Below are 16,237 nucleotides of genomic sequence, written 5' to 3'. Positions count from 1 at the left end.
AAGGTACGCGCATTCCGTACCGTTCGAATCAGAAAGGATGCCCCGATGAACGAACCGCCCAAGGACGCGGCCCTGACCGCCCTGATGCAGGAAGTGGGTGGTCTGGCCGAGGATGCCGGCCATGCCATTCTCGAGGTCTACGAGACCCGCTTCGCGGTTACCGAAAAGGACGATCGCTCCCCACTGACCGAGGCCGACCTGGCCGCGCATCGCGTGATCGCACAGGGGCTGCGCGAGATCGCGCCGGAGTGGCCCGTCCTCTCCGAGGAGGGGCAGGACGTACCATTCGAGCGCCGCAAGCAGTGGCGGACCTACTGGCTGATCGATCCTCTCGACGGGACCCGCGAGTTCGTCAAGCGTACGGGTGAATTCACGGTCAACATTGCCCTGATCCATGACCACGAGCCGCTGATGGGCGTGGTCTGGAGCCCGGTCCTGCAGCGTCTGTATGCGGGCCACGCCGGGGGTGGCGCCATCCGCCGCGATGGCTCGGAGGCCCCGCGCTCCATCGAGGTGGCACGCGACCGTATTGATACCGAGCACCCGCTGGTGGCGGGCAGTCGTTCGCACGGGGCCGAGCGGCTCAAAGCGGTTCTGGAACGCCTTGGGACGCACGAGTTGGTGAGCCTGGGCAGCTCGATGAAGCTCTGCATGGTGGCCGAGGGAGCCGCGGATATTTATCCGCGCCTGGGGCCGACCAGCGAGTGGGATACCGCGGCGGCGCATGCGGTCGTGCGGGCCGCGGGGGGGCATGTGACGGACCTCCACGGGCAGGAGCTTCGCTACAACACCAAGGAGAGCATGCTCAATCCCGAGTTTCTGGTCTGCGCCGGCGATCCGGCGCGCTGGCTGCGCCGCCTCGGCCTCCCCGACGCGTAGCCTTCTCCCGCCCACCGGCTAGCGGGCCTTGGCGTGCCCTGGTTGGCCCTCAGCGTCGTTGAGGCTGGGCCGGGTTCGGCATCTGGTGTTTACTTGCTTTCGGTCCGCTGCCTGCCATGCGCTGTTTCGGCAGCGCACCCCGCCAGTTGTTGATCAAAAACGGACTTCTTTGCTCGTGCAAAGAAGTAACCAAGAAACACGCCCGGGATTCGCCCGGGGACCTTGCTTCAGGGCCCTCGGGCCGGCGGCGCTGAAACTCGCTGCGCCTTTGGCTTCGCTCAGACAGTCAGCGCCCCGTGTCTATTGTGAATCGTCCGGCCTGTCACGCCCTCCACAAGGGGCTCATATCGGGAGGGAAGGTCAAAACAGGCGGTAGCCCCGAGCTGTAGGGTGCGGTTGAGCGCAGCGAAACGCACCGGTCCGGCGTCGGGGCAACCCTGATGCGATTCGCTGCGCTCATCCGCATCCTACGAGGGGGGCTGGCGCCCGCTGGCGGGCGCGGCACGCCAAGGCCGAAGGCCGAGCGTGCCAAGATGTCCGAATGCCTAGCCTCTATCCACTGGCAGGAACGTCAGGCCAGCCGTTGTCTTGACCTTATCCCCCCGTATGAAGCCCCTTGCGGAAGGGTCCTCGGGACGGACGATTCAAAATAGAAACGGGGGCGCTGACTGTCTGAGCGAAGCCAAAGGCGTAGCGAGTTTCAGCGCCGCCGGCCCGAGGGCCCTGGAGCAAGGTTCCCGGGCGGAATCCGGGTGCCCTTCTTTGGGTACTTTCTTGGGCAAGCAAGAAAGTACCTCGCGGCGCGCTCGCGAGTGAGCGCATGGCAGGTGGCGGGCCGAAGGCACCGTAAACTCCGGATGACGAACCAGGCCCAGCCTGAAACGCGGCGGACGAAGCCCCTACTGTCCGAGTTCGCGCGAGCGCTCGGCCGCTGCCGCCATCGCGCGGCGCATGAGTCCGCGCAGGTCGCCATCCTCCAGCACCTGCAAGGCCCGCTCGGTGGTGCCGCCCGGTGACGTCACGCGGTGGCGCAGTTCGGCGGGCGGCTCGTCGCTCTCGGCGGCCAGCCGGGTCGCACCCGCCAGCGTGCCGAGCGTCAGCTCCAGCGCGGTGTCGGGCGGCAGCCCGAGCGACTGCGCGGCCTCCTGCATCGCCTCGATCATCAGAAAGACGTAGGCCGGGCCGCTGCCCGAGGTCGCCGTGACCGCGTGCATCAGCTCCTCGTCCGCCACCGGGATCGCCCGCCCTACCGACTCCAGCAGGCGGGTGGCGGTGTCGCGATCCTCGGTGGTGGCCGTGGGGGCGGCGAACAGGCCGGTCACGCCGGCGCCGACCAAGGCTGGCGTGTTGGGCATGGCGCGGACGAGGCGGGTGTCGTCACCCAGCCAGCGGGCCAGCTGGGCCGTGGTGATGCCGGCGGCCACCGAGATCACCAGGGGCTGCCCACGGATGACGGCCTCGCGCAGCGTGGGGGCCAGGTCCGGCAGGGTCTGCGGCTTGACCGCGAGCACCAGCGCGGCGCTGTCCTCGGCGAGCGCCTCGGCACTTGCGGCCTGCAGTCCGGGGTAGCGGGCCTGGAGATCGCGCACGCGTTCGGCGCTCTTGTCGGCGATCGCGATGCGCTCGGCGTCATGGCCGGACTGGATCAGGCCCTGCAACAGGGCTTCGCCCATGTTGCCGGCGCCGATAAAGCCGACTTCGAAGCGGTGTTCCGTCATGCGGACTCCTCTTTTACTGATTTCTCTCGGGTGTGATGCGGGGCCCGAACAGCGCGGTGCCGATGCGTACCAGGCTGGCACCCTCGAGGATCGCGGCCTCGAGATCGCCGGACATGCCCATGGACAGGGTATCCAGGCCATGTCCCCGCGCATTGAGTTCGTCCTTCAACTGCCGCAGCCGGGCAAACGGCTGGCGCTGGCGCTCGCGATTGCTCTCGGCGGCCGGCAGGGTCATCAGGCCCCGTAACGTCAGCCCGGGCAGGTTCGCGACGGTGTCGGCCAGCGCGGCGGCAGCCTCCGGCGGGACGCCTGCCTTCTGGCTCTCGCCCGAGACATTGATCTGCAGGCAGACCTGCAAGGGCGCCAGGTGTTCCGGGCGCTGTTCCGAAAGGCGGCGGGCAATGCGCTCGCGGTCGATGGTGTGTACCCAGTGAGCGCGTTCGGCCACGGGGCGCGTCTTGTTGCTCTGCAGTGCGCCGATATAGTGCCACTCGAGGCCCAGGGGTTTCGGGCCGGTCTCGAGGGCGTCGAACTTGTCGATGAATTCCTGCACGTAGTTCTCGCCGAACGCCGTCTGCCCGAGCGCATGCAACGCGCGGATGTCGTCGGCCGTACGCGTCTTGGATACGGCCAGAAGGTGCACGCTGCCGGGGTCGCGCCCGGCCTGTTCGCAGGCGTGAACGATACGTTCGCGAACGGCCCTGAATGCGTGGTCTGGTGCGCTCATGGCCCTATGATATAGTCCGGTGAAACGTAAGGGCACCGCCGCCAGGCGGGCGGTGTCCGTCACACGCTGCGGGGCCCGGCAGGGCGTCGCCCGGGGCGGGGCGCTGGGGCTGGCGGCTCGTTTCCGGTTGTACAGGGGGATGCATGGATATCACGCAGCTGCCGGCCTTTGCGGTCAAGAACGGGGCCTCGGATCTGCACATCTCGGCGGGCATGCCGCCGATGGTGCGCATCGACGGCGATATGCGCCGCGTGAATGTGCCGGTCATGGACCACAAGGAGGTCCAGGGCCTGATCTACGACATCATGAACGACCGCCAGCGCAAGGACTACGAGGAGTTCCTGGAGACGGACTTCTCGTTCGAGGTCACCGGGCTGGCGCGTTTTCGTGTCAATGCGTTCAATCAGGACCGGGGCGCGGCGGCGGTCTTTCGTACCATCCCCTCCAAGGTGCTCACGCTGGAAGAGCTGGCGGCACCGCGCATCTTCGAGGATATCTCCAACTATCCGCGCGGGATCGTGCTGGTCACGGGCCCGACCGGCTCGGGCAAGTCGACCACGCTGGCGGGCATGGTCAACCACCGCAACGAGAACGACTACGGCCACATCCTGACGATCGAAGACCCGATCGAGTTCGTGCACGAGTCGAAGAAGTCGCTGGTCAACCAGCGCGAGGTACACCGCGACACCCACGGCTTTTCCGAGGCGCTGCGTTCCGCGCTGCGCGAGGATCCGGACACCATTCTGGTCGGCGAGCTGCGCGATCTCGAGACGATCCGCCTGGCGCTGACCGCGGCGGAGACGGGGCACCTCGTCTTCGGCACCCTGCATACCAGTTCCGCGGCCAAGACGATCGACCGTATCGTCGATGTGTTTCCGGCGGCCGAGAAGGACATGGTGCGGGCGATGTTGTCCGAGTCGCTGCGGGCGGTTATCGCGCAGACCCTGATGAAGAAGATCGGCGGCGGGCGTATCGCCGCGCACGAGATCATGCTGGGCACGCCGGCCATCCGCAACCTGATCCGCGAAAACAAGATCGCGCAGATGTACTCGACCATCCAGACCAGTGCCGGCACCGGCATGCAGACGCTGGACCAGTGCCTGAAAGACATGCTGGCGCAGGGCGTGATCAGCCGCGAGGACGCCAAGCGCAAGGCCGCCAACCCGGATTCGTTCTGAGCCCGCGCCCCCGCCCGGGGGATTCGGCAAGGGGAGAAGCACCATGGATCGTGACAAGGCGATCAAGTACATGCACGACCTGCTCCGCGCCCTGGTGGACCGGGGTGGCTCGGACCTGTTCATCACGGTCGGCATGCCGCCAGCGGCCAAGATTGACGGCCGCGTGGTGCCGATGACCGAGCAGAAGCTCACGCCTTCGCATACCCAGGCGCTGGTACGCGCACTGATGAACGACAAGCAGTCCGCGGAGTACGAGCGCCATCAGGAGTGCAATTTCGCGATCGGCCTGCAGGGCGTGTCGCGCTTTCGCGTGAACGTGTTTACTCAGCGCGGCAGCCCCGGAATGGTGCTGCGCACGATCAACTCGGTGATCCCGAAGTTCGAGGACATCCAGATGCCGCCGCAGCTGGAGAAGATCACCATGGAGCGCCGCGGGCTGGTGATCTTCGTCGGGGGGACCGGCTCGGGCAAGTCGACCTCGCTCGCCGCGATGATCGGCCATCGCAACCGCAATGCCCCCGATCACATCGTCACCATCGAGGACCCGATCGAGTTCGTCCACGAACACGAAAAGAGCATCATCACCCAGCGCGAGGTGGGCGTGGACACCGAGGGTTACGAGATCGCGCTGAAGAACACCCTGCGTCAGGCGCCGGACGTGATCCTGATCGGCGAGATCCGGGATCGGGAGACGATGGACTACGCGATCGCCTTTGCCGAGACCGGTCACCTGTGCCTGTCCACCCTGCACGCCAACAGCACCAACCAGGCGCTGGACCGCATCATCAACTTCTTCCCCGAGGATCGGCGCGAGCAGCTCCTGATGGACCTGTCGCTGAACCTGAAAGCGGTGATCTCGCAACGCCTGGTGCGGCACGAGAACGGCGAGGGCCGCGTGCCGGCGGTAGAGATCCTGATCAACACCCCGTTGATGGCCGACCTGATGCTGAAGGGTGCGGTGCACGAGATGAAGGAGCTGATTTCGCGTTCCCGCGAGCAGGGCATGCAGACCTTCGACCAGGCCCTGTTCGACCTCTACGAGACCCGCAAGATCAGTTACGAGGAGGCCCTGCGCAATGCCGATTCGGTGAACGACCTGCGGCTGCGCATCAAGCTCGACTCGCAGCGGGCACAGGATGACGGTGCCCCGGCCGTGGCGGACACGGGCGAGGGCCTGTCCGTGGACGACCGTCCCGAGGACTACAGTGTCCGCTAACGGTCCGCACCCTTCGGGAGATCAGCGATGAGCCAGATGCAGATCGAACCGTACCTGAGCCTGATGGCGCAGAAGGCCGCCTCGGACCTGTTCTTCCTGACCGGCGCGCCCGCGAGCATCAAGGTCGACGGGGTCCTGCAGCCGATCTCGCGCAAGGCACTCGCACCCGGTCAGGCGGAGGCCATCGCGCGCGAGATGATGAACGAGCATCAGGCCGAGATCTTCGAGCGCGAGACCGCGGTCAACTTTGGCGTCTCGCGCGAGGGTCTGGGACGCTTCCGCGTGAATGTCTATCGCCAGCGCGGCGAGGTCGCGATGGTCATTCGCTTCATCCGCATGTCCATCCCGACCATCGAGCAGCTTGGGCTGCCCCCGGTGCTGGAGGAATTCGTCTCGCACCATGACGGGCTGGTGCTGATCGTCGGCGCGACCGGGACCGGGAAGTCCACCACGCTCGCCTCGATGATTGATCACCGTAATACGCATTCCAGCGGTCATATTCTTACGGTCGAGGACCCGATCGAGTTTCTCTTTACGCACAAGCGCTCGATCGTCGGCCAGCGCGAGGTCGGGATCGACACCCCGAGCTATGATCACGCCCTGCAGGAGGGGATGCGCGAGGCCCCGGACGTGATCATGATCGGGGAGGTGCGTTCCCGCGAGACCATGCGTGCGGCCTTGACCTACGCCGATACCGGCCACCTGGTGCTGACCACCCTGCACGCGACCAATGCCACCCAGGCGCTCGATCGCGTGATCAATCTATTCCCCGAGGACAACCGCTCGCAGATCCTCTCGGATCTGTCGCTGAACCTGCGCGCGATCATCGCCCAGCGCCTGTTGCAGACCAAGGACGGACAGCGTGTGGCTGCGCTGGAGATCATGGTGAACACGCCGTATATCTCCGAACTGATCCGCGACGAGAAGATCAGCGAGATCAAGGAGATTATGGCCAAGGGCAGCTCGGTGGGCATGCAGACCTTCGATCAGGCCATCGTCAAGCTGTTCAAGGGTGGCCGAGTGATGCTGGACGAGGCCCTGAACAAGGCAGACTCGCGTGCCGACCTCGAATGGCACCTCAACTTCGGCGGCGGCGTCTCCGCGGCCGACGAGGCCGAGGAAGACCTTCAACTCCCCGACCGGTAGGATGCGCTGAGCGAAGCGAACCGCATCACCCTCGGCTCCTCAATGTGGATCTCGGAGGGGCGCTCCCCAGTGTCCGGCGCTTACCAAGAACCCCTCCGTGCGTCCTGTCCCTCAGGCCCGCGCAGGCTCCGGGAACACATCGGCGGCCGCAAACACCGGCCCATCCACGCAGACACGCTTCATCGCCACGCCGTCGGGGGTGCGCACCGGTACCGTGCAGCCCGCGCAGCCACCCACTGCACAGGCCATGAATTCCTCCAGCGAGACCTGACAGGGCAGGCCGAACTCCGCCGCCAGTTCCGCGCAGGCCTCGAGCATCGGGTGCGGGCCGCAGGCATAGAGCTCGACCTGATCACGTTCCACAGGCGAGAGCGTCTTGAGCCAGGCGCGGGCGAGATCGGTCACGAAGCCGTCATGGGCACCGGGGATGCCTGCCTTCGAGGTCAGGCGGCAGGCCACGCCCCAGTCCTCCAGCAGCGGCAGGGTCGCGATCGCCCCGTCCGGCAGCCCTGGCCAGAGGATTTCCGAGGGCTTGGCCCGAAACGGGAACGGCACCTCGGAGCCGAGGATCGCGCGGGTCTGGCCCGCCTCGCCCTGTCGGCGCAGGTGATCGGCCAGAAAGATCATCGGCGGGATCCCGACGCCACCCCCGAGCAGCAGCCGCAGCGGACGATCCGGGTTCAGCCGGAACGGGACCCCGATCGGCCCCAGTACGCTCAGGGAATCGCCCACCGGCTGCTGCGACAGTGCCTGCGTGCCGTCGCCCACGACCTTGTAGAGGAACTCGACCCACCCGGCCTCGCGGTCGACCCGCTGGATCGACAGGGGGCGCCGCATCGGCAGGTTCGGCGAACACTGGATGTGGGCGAACTGCCCGGGCGCGGCGCGCTGCGCGCATTCCGGTGCCTGGACGCGCAGGATCCACTGACCGGCCCCGGCATCCTGGTGATCGAGGATGCGAGCGGTCTCCTGAAAGATCGTGCCGCGGTGGGGGCGTTCGGCGCCGGTGGGGGTCATGCGTTGTCCTCAGTGGGCTGGGTCCAGGCCGGACGGCCCGCTACCCAGGTCTCGCGAACCTGGCCGGAGAAGGTCCAGCCGAAAAACGGCGAATTGCGCCCGGCGCTCAGCCAGTCCTGCTGTCGGACCTCCTGAAGCGCGGTGGGGTCATACAAAACGAAATCGGCGCGCGCGCCGGCGCCCAGCCGGCCCTGTTCGAAACCAAGAATTTCCGCGGGCCCGGACGTCACGCGCGCCAGTGCTTCGCCCAGGCTGAGAAGGCCATCCTCGACCAGGCGCAGGGTCAGAGGCAGCAAAGTCTCCAGGGCCGAGATGCCCGGCTCGGTACCGGCGAACGGGCCGAGCTTGGCGTCCGCCTCGTGCGGCTGGTGGTCCGAGCAAATGGCGCTGATATCGCCGCGCGCGACGGCTGCTCGCAGACCGTCACGGTCGCGTTGGGCCCGCAGCGGCGGGATGACATGGCCGTTCGGGTCGTATTCGGCCACGTCGACTTCGGTCAGAAATAGCTGGTGGGCGGCGACGTCGGCGGTGATCGGCAGGCCTTCGGCGCGCGCCTTGGCGATCATCTCGGCCCCGCGGCGCGTCGACAGCCTTGCGACGTGTACGCGCGCCCCGGTCTGTTCGACCAGGGCCAGGATGGCGCCCAGCGCGGCGGTCTCGGCTGCCTCGGGGATGCCCGACAGGCCCAGGCGCGTGGAGACCGCGCCTTCGTGCATGCAGCCCGAGCCGGTCAGCGACAGGTCCTGGGCGGGCAGCACGATGGTCAGGCCGAAGGTGGTCGCATATTCCAGGGCTCGGCGCAGCACCAGCAGGCTGGCCAGCGGCTTGTGGGCGTTGCTCACACCGCGGGCCCCCGCCTGCTGCAGCGCCGCCATCTCGGCCAGCTGCTGCCCCTCCAGGCGTTGTGTCAGGGCGCCCAGGGTGTAGACCCGCACGCCGCAGGCCTGCCGGGCGCGGCGCGCAATCAGCTCGATTTCGGCCGGGGAGTCGATGGGCGGATCGGTATCCGGGGGAATCACGGCGCTGGTGATGCCCCCGCGCGCGGCGGCCAGCGTCTCGCTGGCGATGGTGGCCTTGTGCTCCTCGCCGGGCTCGCGCATGCGCGCGGAAAGGTCGATCAGGCCGGGGAACAGCCACAGCCCGCTGCCATCAATGCGCCGGCGCGGCTCGAAGCCGTCCGGTATCTGGCCTCGCGCAAGGATCTCGGCGCCCTGCACGCAGAGCGCCCCGACCTCGTCGTAGTCGTCCGCCGGGTCGATGATTCGTACGTTCTCGATCAGCACACTCATGACTGATGCGCCCCCATCACCATGGACATCACGGCCTGGCGGACCGAGATGCCGTAGGTCACCTGCTGCAGGATCACCGAGTGCGGCCCGTCCGCCACCGCGGACTCGATCTCCACCCCGCGGTTGGCCGGGCCCGGGTGCATCACCAGGCAGGTGGGGTGCGCCAGCTGCAGGCGGCGCGAGGTCAGTCCGAACAACTGGTAGTACTCATGCTCGGAGGGCAGGTGGGCGTGCTCCATGCGCTCGCGCTGCAGGCGCAGCATGATGATCACGTCGACGTCCTTCAGTCCCGCGTCGAGGTTGTTGTAGACGTGCACGCCGAGTTGGTCGACATCCGCCGGCAGCAGCGAACAGGGCGCGACCACGCGCACTTCGCCGGTCTGCAGGATGTTGAGCGCGTGGATCTGCGAGCGCGCCACGCGCGAGTGCAGGATGTCGCCGACGATCGCGACCTTCAGCTTGGTGAAGTCGCCCTTGTGCCGGCGGATGGTGAACATGTCCAGCAGGGCCTGGGTGGGGTGCGCGTGGCGGCCGTCGCCGGCATTGAGCACGCTGATGCCGGGGGCGACATGGCGGGCGATGAAATGCGCGGTCCCGCTCTCTTCGTGGCGTACCACGAACATGTCCACGTTCATCGCCTCGAGGTTGCGCAGAGTATCCAGCAGGCTCTCGCCCTTGACCGCCGAGGAGGTGCTGATGTTGATGTTGAGCACGTCCGCGGACAGGCGCTTGGCGGCCAGTTCGAAGGTGGTGCGGGTACGGGTGCTGGCCTCGAAGAACAGATTGACGATGGTCTTGCCGCGCAGCAGTGGGACCTTTTTGACCGCCTTCTCGTTCATGTTCGCGAACGACTCGGCGGTATCCAGGATCTCGTTCAGGAGATCGCGGTTGAGGCCCTCGATGGTCAGCAGGTGGCGCAGCTGGCCGTCATCGGTCAGCTGCAGGCGATTGGGCAACGGGCCCGGCTCCGGCAGGCGGGCAGCCCCGGCCAGGACCGGGGTAACCACGGTATCGCTCATGCGTCGGCGTCCCCATCGGTCTCCAGGGTGACGCGCTCCAGGCGCAGGGGTTCGGGGCCGCGTAGCTTGATCTGCTCCCGGGTGCCGAGTTCCATGTGTTCCCCGACGATCGCGGCGGCGATCGGCAGCTCGCGCCCGTCGCGCTCGACCAGCACGGCGAGCGTGACCGAGGCGGGGCGCCCGTAGTCGAACAGCTCGTTCAGGGCGGCGCGGATCGTGCGCCCGGTGTAGAGCACGTCATCCACCAGCAGGACATGCACGCCGTCCAGGTCCTCCGGCAGCTCGGACGGGCGGACCTGCGGATGCATGCCGATGCGGGAGAAGTCGTCGCGGTAGAAGCTGATATCCAGCTTGCCCAGTGGCCTTTCCACCCCGAGGCGTTCGCGCAGGTGCTCCGCGATCCAGACACCGCCGGAGTGGATACCGACCACCATCGGGTTGTCGATCCCGCGCTTGTCCAGATACTGGCGTGCCTTCTCGGCCATGCTGTCGAGCAGGGTTGGGACGTCCGGCGTCTTCATGCGTTCTCCTGAAACCAGCCTTCGAGGATGACCGCGGCAGCGTGGGCGTCCAGCCCCGGGTCGTGGCGTCCCCGCCCGCTGCGCTCGCGGGCCAGGTGCGATGTCAGATGCTCGTCGTACCAGTATACCGGTTGCCCGTAGCGCGCTTCGAGGGCGGCCCCGAACGCGCGGATGCGTTTCGCCAGCGGCGTGGGCTTCCCGTCCGCCTGGGTGGGCCAGCCGACGACAAAGCCCTCGGGTGCCCACTCGCTCACCAGAGTGTCGATCACGGACCAGAGTTCCGGTGAATCGGTGTTGAGCGTGCGCAGTCCGCGCGCTGCACCGGTCAGTTCCTCGCCCACCGCGATCCCGATCCGCCGGCGGCCGTAGTCGAAGGCCAGAAGCCCCATGACGTTGCCGGGCCCGCCTCAGGCGTGGCCGGGCGCGGAACTGATCAGGTTGACGTCGATGCCGATCAGCTTGGCCGCCGCGGCCCAGCGCTCGGCGCTGGGGTGGTCGAACAGGATGTCGGCATCGGCGCGGGTGGTTAGCCAGGCGTTTTCGGCCAGTTCGCTCTCGAGCTGCCCCGGTCCCCAGCCGGCGTGTCCCAGGGCAATGAGGACACGGCTCGGGCCGCGGCCCTCGTTGATAGCCTCCAGGATGTCGCGCGAGGTGGTCAGCACGATGGAGTCGGTGATGGGCTGGCTGCCCCGCCACTCGGGCTTTCCAGTGTGCAGCACGAAGCCGTGCTCGGGCTGGACCGGGCCGCCCCGGTAGACCGGGATCTCCGGCAGCTCGTCGCGAGGCTCGAGATCGACGTGTTGTAGCAGGTCGCGTAGCGAAAGCTCGGTGGGCTGGTTGATTACCAGCCCCAGGGCCCCTTCGGCGTCGTGATCGCAGATATAGGTGACCGCATGGCTGAAGTAGCCATCGTTCAGGCTCGGCATCGCGATCAGGAAGTGATCGCGCAGGCTGGCCGCGCTCGAGCTGGAAGGGGCTTGCGTCATGTGTTCAGTATCGGCGCTGCTCCGTGATGCCGCAAGGAACTCGAGCCCGGATGTTCCTCGTGTCTTGCTAGCGAATCTGCTCCATCTGGTCGCGGCGGAAGGCCCAGGTCCGGGTGATCACGAGTTCGTCGTATTCCTCGCGCATCTGCTCGGTGAAGGGGGCATAAGGGGCGGCCAGTTCCACGATGCGCATCGCGGCCTGGTCGAGCACCGGTTCGCCGGAGCTGCGGGCGATCTCGATGTTCATCAGCTCGCCATCCGGGTTCAGGCGGACCGACAGCACCAGTGTGCCGGATAGGCCCCGGCGGCGGGCCTCGTCGGGGTAGTTCAGGTTGCCGACGCGCTCGACCTTGTTGATCCAGGACTGCAGATAGGCGGCCTCCGGCGCGCTGCGTGCAGCAAGGCTGTCGAGGTAGCGGGTGCGGGTGGCGCGGGTGGAGAATTCGCGGCGCTCCTCGGCCGGGGCCGCGCGCGCGGTGTCCAGGCCCCGGTTCATCAGCGCGGCGGCCGATGGGCGTTCCTCCGCCTCGGGCGATTCGATCGGGTCCGGTTCGGCGACCTCGGGGGCAGTCGGTTCCGCTTCGTCCGTCTCGGCCTCCACGGCCTCGGGTTCGGGCTCCGGTTCCGGCTGGGCGGGCTCCATCACCAGTGGCCCCGGGTCTGGCAGCGGGGCTTCGACGCCCTCGGGTTCCGGTTCGCCGACACCCTCGGTCTCGGCCTCCGGGGATAACGCCTCCTGCACTTCCTCGCCTTCGCCGCTGGCGGCCTGGTCTTCGGTGGCGATGCGTTCGACCTCTTCCGGCTCTGGCGCCTGCGCGTCCGGGTCGGTCACCCAGGTCACGTCCAGGGGCTCGCGGGAAGGCGTGTCCAGTGGGTCCACGGCGAAGCCGATGCCGAGGATGATCAGGGCATGCGCGACCACGGCCAGAAACAGCATCGGGCCCAGTTGGCCGCGACGCTGCGGAGATTCGGGTTCAAGGGTGCCGTGCGAGACGGACATGGCGCTGGATCCGGGGGTCTGCGAGCACGTGTGCTGCCAGTATACCGGTCACGCTGCCGGTAATCAGAGCGGCCAGCAATAGTGGGGGTAGCACCAGTGGCAGGTTCGGGTGGGGGATGATCACGCCCCAGGCCAGCAGGAACTGGCCGGTGATGTGCGCCATCGCCGCGGCGATGGCGAGGCCCAGCGCGCCGATATGCCGAGGCGCCAGTGGGCGCAGCAGGCCGAGCGCGGCCAGGGCGGCCAGGGCCCCGGCCAGCGACAGCCAGAAGGTGGGGCTCATCAGCGTGCCGAGTAGCAGGGCGGCGCCGACGACCCGGATCAGGGTCACCGCCACCGCCGCGCGCCAGCCGAGGGTCAGCAGGGCGATCAGGGTCACGATGTTCGCGAGCCCCGGCTTGATGCCCGGAACCGGGCTCGGGATCGCCGCCTCCAGGACCTGGACACCGATGGCGATGGCGGCCAGCGCGGCGATCGCACGGTCGCGCTGTGTCAGCGTGTCGGGGGTGGAGGCGGTCACGCCGGGCTCAGTAATGAAGGCTGTCGTAGCCGGGGCCGCGGCCCTGCACCTGCAGGGTCAGCCGGTTGGGCAGGCTGACCGCGATCTCGCCGTGTCGCTGCAGCCAGCCGCTGTTCTCGCAGATATTGCGTGTACCGGGGGAGTCGGCGCAGCGGGCCCTGCCCGGCTCGATCTGCACGCGGGTGATGCCGGCTGGGCCCTGAATCTCGATCTCGCGGGTGCGGTCCAGGGGTTCCTGCCGCGGCGGCTCGCCAGTCTGGGTGATGACCAGCATGGAGGCCTCGCTATCCGGCAGGTAGGCGAGGGCAAAGGCCGCGACCACAACGCCACTGGCCAGGGTGGCGATCACCCCGTCACCCCAGCGCAGGCCAGAAAACGTCACGGCAGTTGGCGCTCCTCGAGCGAGGGCTGGCCTTCTTCCAGGCGCACGCGTTCGGCCATCGCCGGGGTCGCCTCGATGCGGTCATCGAGTACCACCAGGGCGGCCTCGATACCCATCTTGCGGGCGTAGCGCGGCCATTCCTCGGGGCCGGCAATCATCAGCGTGGTCGCGGCGGCGTCGGCCAGGGCGGGGTCGCTGTGCAGCACGGTAGCGCCGTGGATGCCTTCGCTGGGGCGCCCGCTGCGCGGGTCGATCACATGGTGGATGTGTTCGCCTTCCCATTCGTAGCCGCGCTCGTAGTCGCCGGAGCTGAACAACGCCTCGCCTGCATCAAGCTCGATGCTCCCGAGAATGCCGCCCTGCGGGTGGCGGATCGCGACCTGCCATGCCCGGTCCGTGGGGCGACCGAGGGTCATGAGGTCGCCACCGGCGTTGAAGATCGCGGCCTCCACGCCCTGGCCCTGCAACAGGTCGAGCATGCGTTCGACGGCGAGACCCTTGGCGAGCCCCCCGAAGTCCAGTTGCAGGTCCGCGTGCTGGCCGCGCAGACGTACCCCGTTGCGTTCGACGTCGCGCATGCTGGGCGTATCCTCTAGCAGCGCCTCCAGGGTGTCGTCGTCCGGTGGCGGGCCCTCGGGCTCGTCCTGATGAAAGCCCCAGGCGGCGATCAGCTTGCCCAGCGCCGGGTTGAACAGGCCGTCGCTCAGCTCTTCCATTTCCTTGCCACGTTCGATCAGTGGCAGGACAGAGGGCGGGGCGCTGAACTCGGCCCGAAGCGCCAGCAGTTCATTGGTACGTCCGAGCGATCCCGGCTCCCAGGCATGCCAGGAGGTATGCAGGATCTCCAGTTCGGCCTGCAACTCGGATTCCAGCGCCTCCAGGTCGTAGGCCCCGGCGGGGTAGAGCGTGACATCCACGATCGTGCCGAAGGCGAAGAAATTCAGGGTCTCGGTGTCCGGTGTGTCGCGGTCGCAGCCGGCCAGGGCCAGCGCGGCGAGCAGGATCGGTCCAAGGAAGGCCTGGCGGGTGCGCGGAAACGGGATCGGCATGGGCATCACCTCGCGGGGTCAGGGATGGGTCAGGTAGTCGATGAAAAGGCCGGCGAGATCGTCGCCGCGGGCGGCATCGAGCTCACGCACGCCGGTGGGGCTGGTGACGTTGATCTCGGTCAGGTAGTCGCCGATCACGTCGATGCCGACGAAGTCCAGGCCTCGGCGCTTGAGCTCGGGGGCGATCTGCGCGCAGATCCAGCGGTCGCGATCGGTCAGGGGAACGGCTTCGCCACGCCCGCCGGCGGCCAGATTGGCCCGGGTCTCGCCCTCGGCCGGGATCCGTGCCAGTGCATGATCGTAGGGTTCACCCCCGATCAGGATGATGCGCTTGTCGCCGGCGGTGTATTCCGGCAGGAAGCGCTGGGCGACGATGGTGCGCCGGTCGAATTCGGTCATGGTCTCGAGGATGACCGAGAGGTTGGGGTCGCCCTCGCGGATGCGGAACACCGAGGCCCCGCCCATGCCGTCCAGCGGCTTGACGACGATGTCGCCGTGGTGCTCGAGGAAGGCGCGGATGCGCGCGCGGTCGCGGGTGATCAGGGTCGGTGGCCCGCAGTCGACGAAATGCGTGGCGAAGGCCTTCTCGTTCACGTCGCGCAGGGCCCCGGGTCGGTTGACCACGCGCACGCCGTCCCGCTCGGCCAGGTCCAGGGCGTAGGTGGCGTAGATGTACTCGAGGTCGAACGGCGGATCTTTGCGCATCAGCAGGAGATCGAAGCGGCTGGCGTCGCCTTCTTGCTCGGGCCCCAGGGTGTAGTAGTCCTCGCGCTGGTCGCGCACTGCCACCGGGCGGCTGCGGACCTGCGCGCGCCCCTCTTCGATCCACAGGTCGCCGGGTTCCAGGTAGTGCAGGCGGTGCCCGCGTGCCTGGGCGGCGAGCAGCATGGCGAAGGTGGTGTCCTTCCAGGGCTTGATGCTGGTGATTGGGTCCATCAGGACAGCGATGTCATGCGCCACGAGCGGTTCCGCGGTGTCGAAGTGTGGCCCGAGTATGCCATGTCATCGCGGCCCTCATGGATCTCCGTCGAGGCAGGGCAACTGTGTGCGCTCGCTCGCACTCCTTGCGCTGCTCGCGGGGGCAGGCAATATCATTGGGTGCTGTTTGTCACGGACTCGAGCTTCCGATAGATTCGGGGGCGCAGAGAGCCTTCAGGGGGAGCAGGGTGGCGAACGCACTGGCAGAAGCGGAATCGGCTGCCGAGTTTCAGGGGCTGAAAGTCATGGTGATTGATGACAGCAAGACCATTCGGCGCACCGCCGAATCCTTGCTGCAGAAGCACGGTGCGGACGTGATTACGGCCGTGGATGGCTTCGAGGCCCTGTCCAAGGTGGCCAACTCCAACCCGGATATCATTTTCATCGATGTCATGATGCCGCGTCTGGATGGCTACCAGACCTGTGCCCTGATCAAGAACAACAAACGGTTCCGGGCTACGCCGATCATCATGCTGTCGAGCAAGGACAGCGTATTCGACAAGGCCAAGGGCCGCGTGGTTGGCTCCGAGGATTACCTGACCAAGCCCTTCACCCGGGATGACCTCCTGGGTGCGATGCGCCAGTACACTCGCCCGGCAGGAAGCTGAAACC

Annotated in this window: 18 protein-coding genes; 5 read left to right on the top strand and 13 right to left on the bottom strand. The window is 67.5% G+C overall.

Annotated elements, in window-relative coordinates:
• Positions 1-45 precede the first annotated feature (45 nt).
• Entirely contained in the window at positions 46-879 is an 834-nt protein-coding gene (gene cysQ / locus F466_RS0101165; RefSeq protein WP_018993256.1) for a 3'(2'),5'-bisphosphate nucleotidase CysQ, read from the top strand.
• Between the two features lie 899 nt (positions 880-1,778).
• On the opposite strand, the gene proC is transcribed toward cysQ, so the two are convergent.
• Positions 1,779-2,597, bottom strand: a complete 819-nt coding sequence (proC, locus tag F466_RS0101160; protein ID WP_018993255.1) for a pyrroline-5-carboxylate reductase — start codon at positions 2,595-2,597, stop codon at positions 1,779-1,781.
• A 13-nt stretch (positions 2,598-2,610) separates the two neighbouring features.
• The gene (locus F466_RS0101155; RefSeq protein ID WP_018993254.1) at positions 2,611-3,324 is read right to left on the bottom strand and encodes a YggS family pyridoxal phosphate-dependent enzyme; all 714 of its coding nucleotides are present in this window, start codon (positions 3,322-3,324) and stop codon (positions 2,611-2,613) included.
• 143 nt (positions 3,325-3,467) lie between these two features.
• On the opposite strand from F466_RS0101155, the gene F466_RS0101150 reads away from it, so the two are divergent.
• From F466_RS0101150 to F466_RS0101140, 3 genes are read left to right on the top strand one after another with little or no spacing between them, the layout of a single operon-like run.
• On the top strand, positions 3,468-4,502 hold the full coding sequence (locus F466_RS0101150) for a type IV pilus twitching motility protein PilT (RefSeq protein ID WP_018993253.1): 1,035 nt from the start codon (positions 3,468-3,470) through the stop codon (positions 4,500-4,502).
• A gap of 43 nt (positions 4,503-4,545) precedes the next feature.
• A complete protein-coding gene (locus tag F466_RS0101145) occupies positions 4,546-5,718 on the top strand; it encodes a PilT/PilU family type 4a pilus ATPase (RefSeq protein ID WP_018174945.1) in 1,173 nt (390 codons plus the stop codon).
• A 27-nt stretch (positions 5,719-5,745) separates the two neighbouring features.
• A complete protein-coding gene (locus tag F466_RS0101140; protein ID WP_018993252.1) occupies positions 5,746-6,864 on the top strand; it encodes a PilT/PilU family type 4a pilus ATPase in 1,119 nt (372 codons plus the stop codon).
• Positions 6,865-6,975: 111 nt separating this feature from the next.
• Here the strand turns inward: F466_RS0101140 and F466_RS0101135 are convergent, their stop codons facing one another.
• The 11 genes from F466_RS0101135 to gshB form a co-directional block, all read right to left on the bottom strand.
• Positions 6,976-7,881 carry a dihydroorotate dehydrogenase electron transfer subunit gene (locus tag F466_RS0101135; RefSeq protein ID WP_018993251.1) on the bottom strand — a complete coding sequence of 302 codons (906 nt, stop codon included), beginning with the start codon at positions 7,879-7,881 and terminating at the stop codon, positions 6,976-6,978.
• Positions 7,878-9,170: a dihydroorotase gene (locus F466_RS0101130; RefSeq protein WP_018993250.1), complete on the bottom strand. Its 1,293-nt coding sequence runs from the start codon at positions 9,168-9,170 to the stop codon at positions 7,878-7,880. The genes F466_RS0101135 and F466_RS0101130 overlap by 4 nt, the downstream gene beginning before the upstream one ends.
• On the bottom strand, positions 9,167-10,189 hold the full coding sequence (locus F466_RS0101125) for an aspartate carbamoyltransferase catalytic subunit (RefSeq protein ID WP_018138146.1): 1,023 nt from the start codon (positions 10,187-10,189) through the stop codon (positions 9,167-9,169). The genes F466_RS0101130 and F466_RS0101125 overlap by 4 nt, the downstream gene beginning before the upstream one ends.
• Positions 10,186-10,710, bottom strand: a complete 525-nt coding sequence (pyrR, locus tag F466_RS0101120; protein WP_018138145.1) for a bifunctional pyr operon transcriptional regulator/uracil phosphoribosyltransferase PyrR — start codon at positions 10,708-10,710, stop codon at positions 10,186-10,188. The genes F466_RS0101125 and pyrR overlap by 4 nt, the downstream gene beginning before the upstream one ends.
• On the bottom strand, positions 10,707-11,099 hold the full coding sequence (gene ruvX / locus F466_RS0101115; protein WP_018993249.1) for a Holliday junction resolvase RuvX: 393 nt from the start codon (positions 11,097-11,099) through the stop codon (positions 10,707-10,709). Before ruvX ends, pyrR begins: the two co-directional genes overlap by 4 nt.
• A gap of 18 nt (positions 11,100-11,117) precedes the next feature.
• Positions 11,118-11,696, bottom strand: a complete 579-nt coding sequence (locus tag F466_RS0101110) for a YqgE/AlgH family protein (protein ID WP_018138143.1) — start codon at positions 11,694-11,696, stop codon at positions 11,118-11,120.
• A gap of 67 nt (positions 11,697-11,763) precedes the next feature.
• Positions 11,764-12,696: an energy transducer TonB gene (locus F466_RS0101105; RefSeq protein ID WP_018993248.1), complete on the bottom strand. Its 933-nt coding sequence runs from the start codon at positions 12,694-12,696 to the stop codon at positions 11,764-11,766.
• Positions 12,671-13,216, bottom strand: coding sequence for a Gx transporter family protein (locus F466_RS0101100; RefSeq protein WP_018993247.1), 546 nt, complete (start codon positions 13,214-13,216; stop codon positions 12,671-12,673). Before F466_RS0101100 ends, F466_RS0101105 begins: the two co-directional genes overlap by 26 nt.
• A 7-nt stretch (positions 13,217-13,223) precedes the next feature.
• Complete coding sequence (locus tag F466_RS0101095) at positions 13,224-13,598, bottom strand: NusG domain II-containing protein (protein WP_018138140.1); 375 nt, start codon at positions 13,596-13,598, stop codon at positions 13,224-13,226.
• On the bottom strand, positions 13,595-14,647 hold the full coding sequence (locus F466_RS0101090; RefSeq protein ID WP_018138139.1) for an FAD:protein FMN transferase: 1,053 nt from the start codon (positions 14,645-14,647) through the stop codon (positions 13,595-13,597). The genes F466_RS0101095 and F466_RS0101090 overlap by 4 nt, the downstream gene beginning before the upstream one ends.
• An 18-nt stretch (positions 14,648-14,665) precedes the next feature.
• Positions 14,666-15,607: a glutathione synthase gene (gene gshB / locus F466_RS0101085; RefSeq protein ID WP_018993246.1), complete on the bottom strand. Its 942-nt coding sequence runs from the start codon at positions 15,605-15,607 to the stop codon at positions 14,666-14,668.
• A gap of 206 nt (positions 15,608-15,813) precedes the next feature.
• Here gshB and F466_RS0101080 point away from each other — a divergent pair, with 206 nt between their 5' ends.
• Entirely contained in the window at positions 15,814-16,233 is a 420-nt protein-coding gene (locus F466_RS0101080) for a PleD family two-component system response regulator (protein ID WP_018138137.1), read from the top strand.
• The last annotated feature ends 4 nt before the right edge of the window (positions 16,234-16,237 follow it).

This window comes from Thioalkalivibrio sp. ALgr1 (assembly GCF_000378285.1).
GTDB lineage: Bacteria > Pseudomonadota > Gammaproteobacteria > Ectothiorhodospirales > Ectothiorhodospiraceae > Thioalkalivibrio.
The sequence above is the reverse complement of the archived record's forward strand: the minus strand, read 5'-3'. Positions and strand labels throughout refer to the sequence as shown.

Coding starts and splice junctions, on each gene's coding strand:
- cysQ (WP_018993256.1), top strand. CDS start 46: ATGAACGAACCGCCCAAGGACGCGGCCCTGACCGCCCTGATGCAGGAA.
- proC (WP_018993255.1), bottom strand. CDS start 2,597: ATGACGGAACACCGCTTCGAAGTCGGCTTTATCGGCGCCGGCAACATG.
- F466_RS0101155 (WP_018993254.1), bottom strand. CDS start 3,324: ATGAGCGCACCAGACCACGCATTCAGGGCCGTTCGCGAACGTATCGTT.
- F466_RS0101150 (WP_018993253.1), top strand. CDS start 3,468: ATGGATATCACGCAGCTGCCGGCCTTTGCGGTCAAGAACGGGGCCTCG.
- F466_RS0101145 (WP_018174945.1), top strand. CDS start 4,546: ATGGATCGTGACAAGGCGATCAAGTACATGCACGACCTGCTCCGCGCC.
- F466_RS0101140 (WP_018993252.1), top strand. CDS start 5,746: ATGAGCCAGATGCAGATCGAACCGTACCTGAGCCTGATGGCGCAGAAG.
- F466_RS0101135 (WP_018993251.1), bottom strand. CDS start 7,881: ATGACCCCCACCGGCGCCGAACGCCCCCACCGCGGCACGATCTTTCAG.
- F466_RS0101130 (WP_018993250.1), bottom strand. CDS start 9,170: ATGAGTGTGCTGATCGAGAACGTACGAATCATCGACCCGGCGGACGAC.
- F466_RS0101125 (WP_018138146.1), bottom strand. CDS start 10,189: ATGAGCGATACCGTGGTTACCCCGGTCCTGGCCGGGGCTGCCCGCCTG.
- pyrR (WP_018138145.1), bottom strand. CDS start 10,710: ATGAAGACGCCGGACGTCCCAACCCTGCTCGACAGCATGGCCGAGAAG.
- ruvX (WP_018993249.1), bottom strand. CDS start 11,099: ATGGGGCTTCTGGCCTTCGACTACGGCCGCCGGCGGATCGGGATCGCG.
- F466_RS0101110 (WP_018138143.1), bottom strand. CDS start 11,696: ATGACGCAAGCCCCTTCCAGCTCGAGCGCGGCCAGCCTGCGCGATCAC.
- F466_RS0101105 (WP_018993248.1), bottom strand. CDS start 12,696: ATGTCCGTCTCGCACGGCACCCTTGAACCCGAATCTCCGCAGCGTCGC.
- F466_RS0101090 (WP_018138139.1), bottom strand. CDS start 14,647: ATGCCGATCCCGTTTCCGCGCACCCGCCAGGCCTTCCTTGGACCGATC.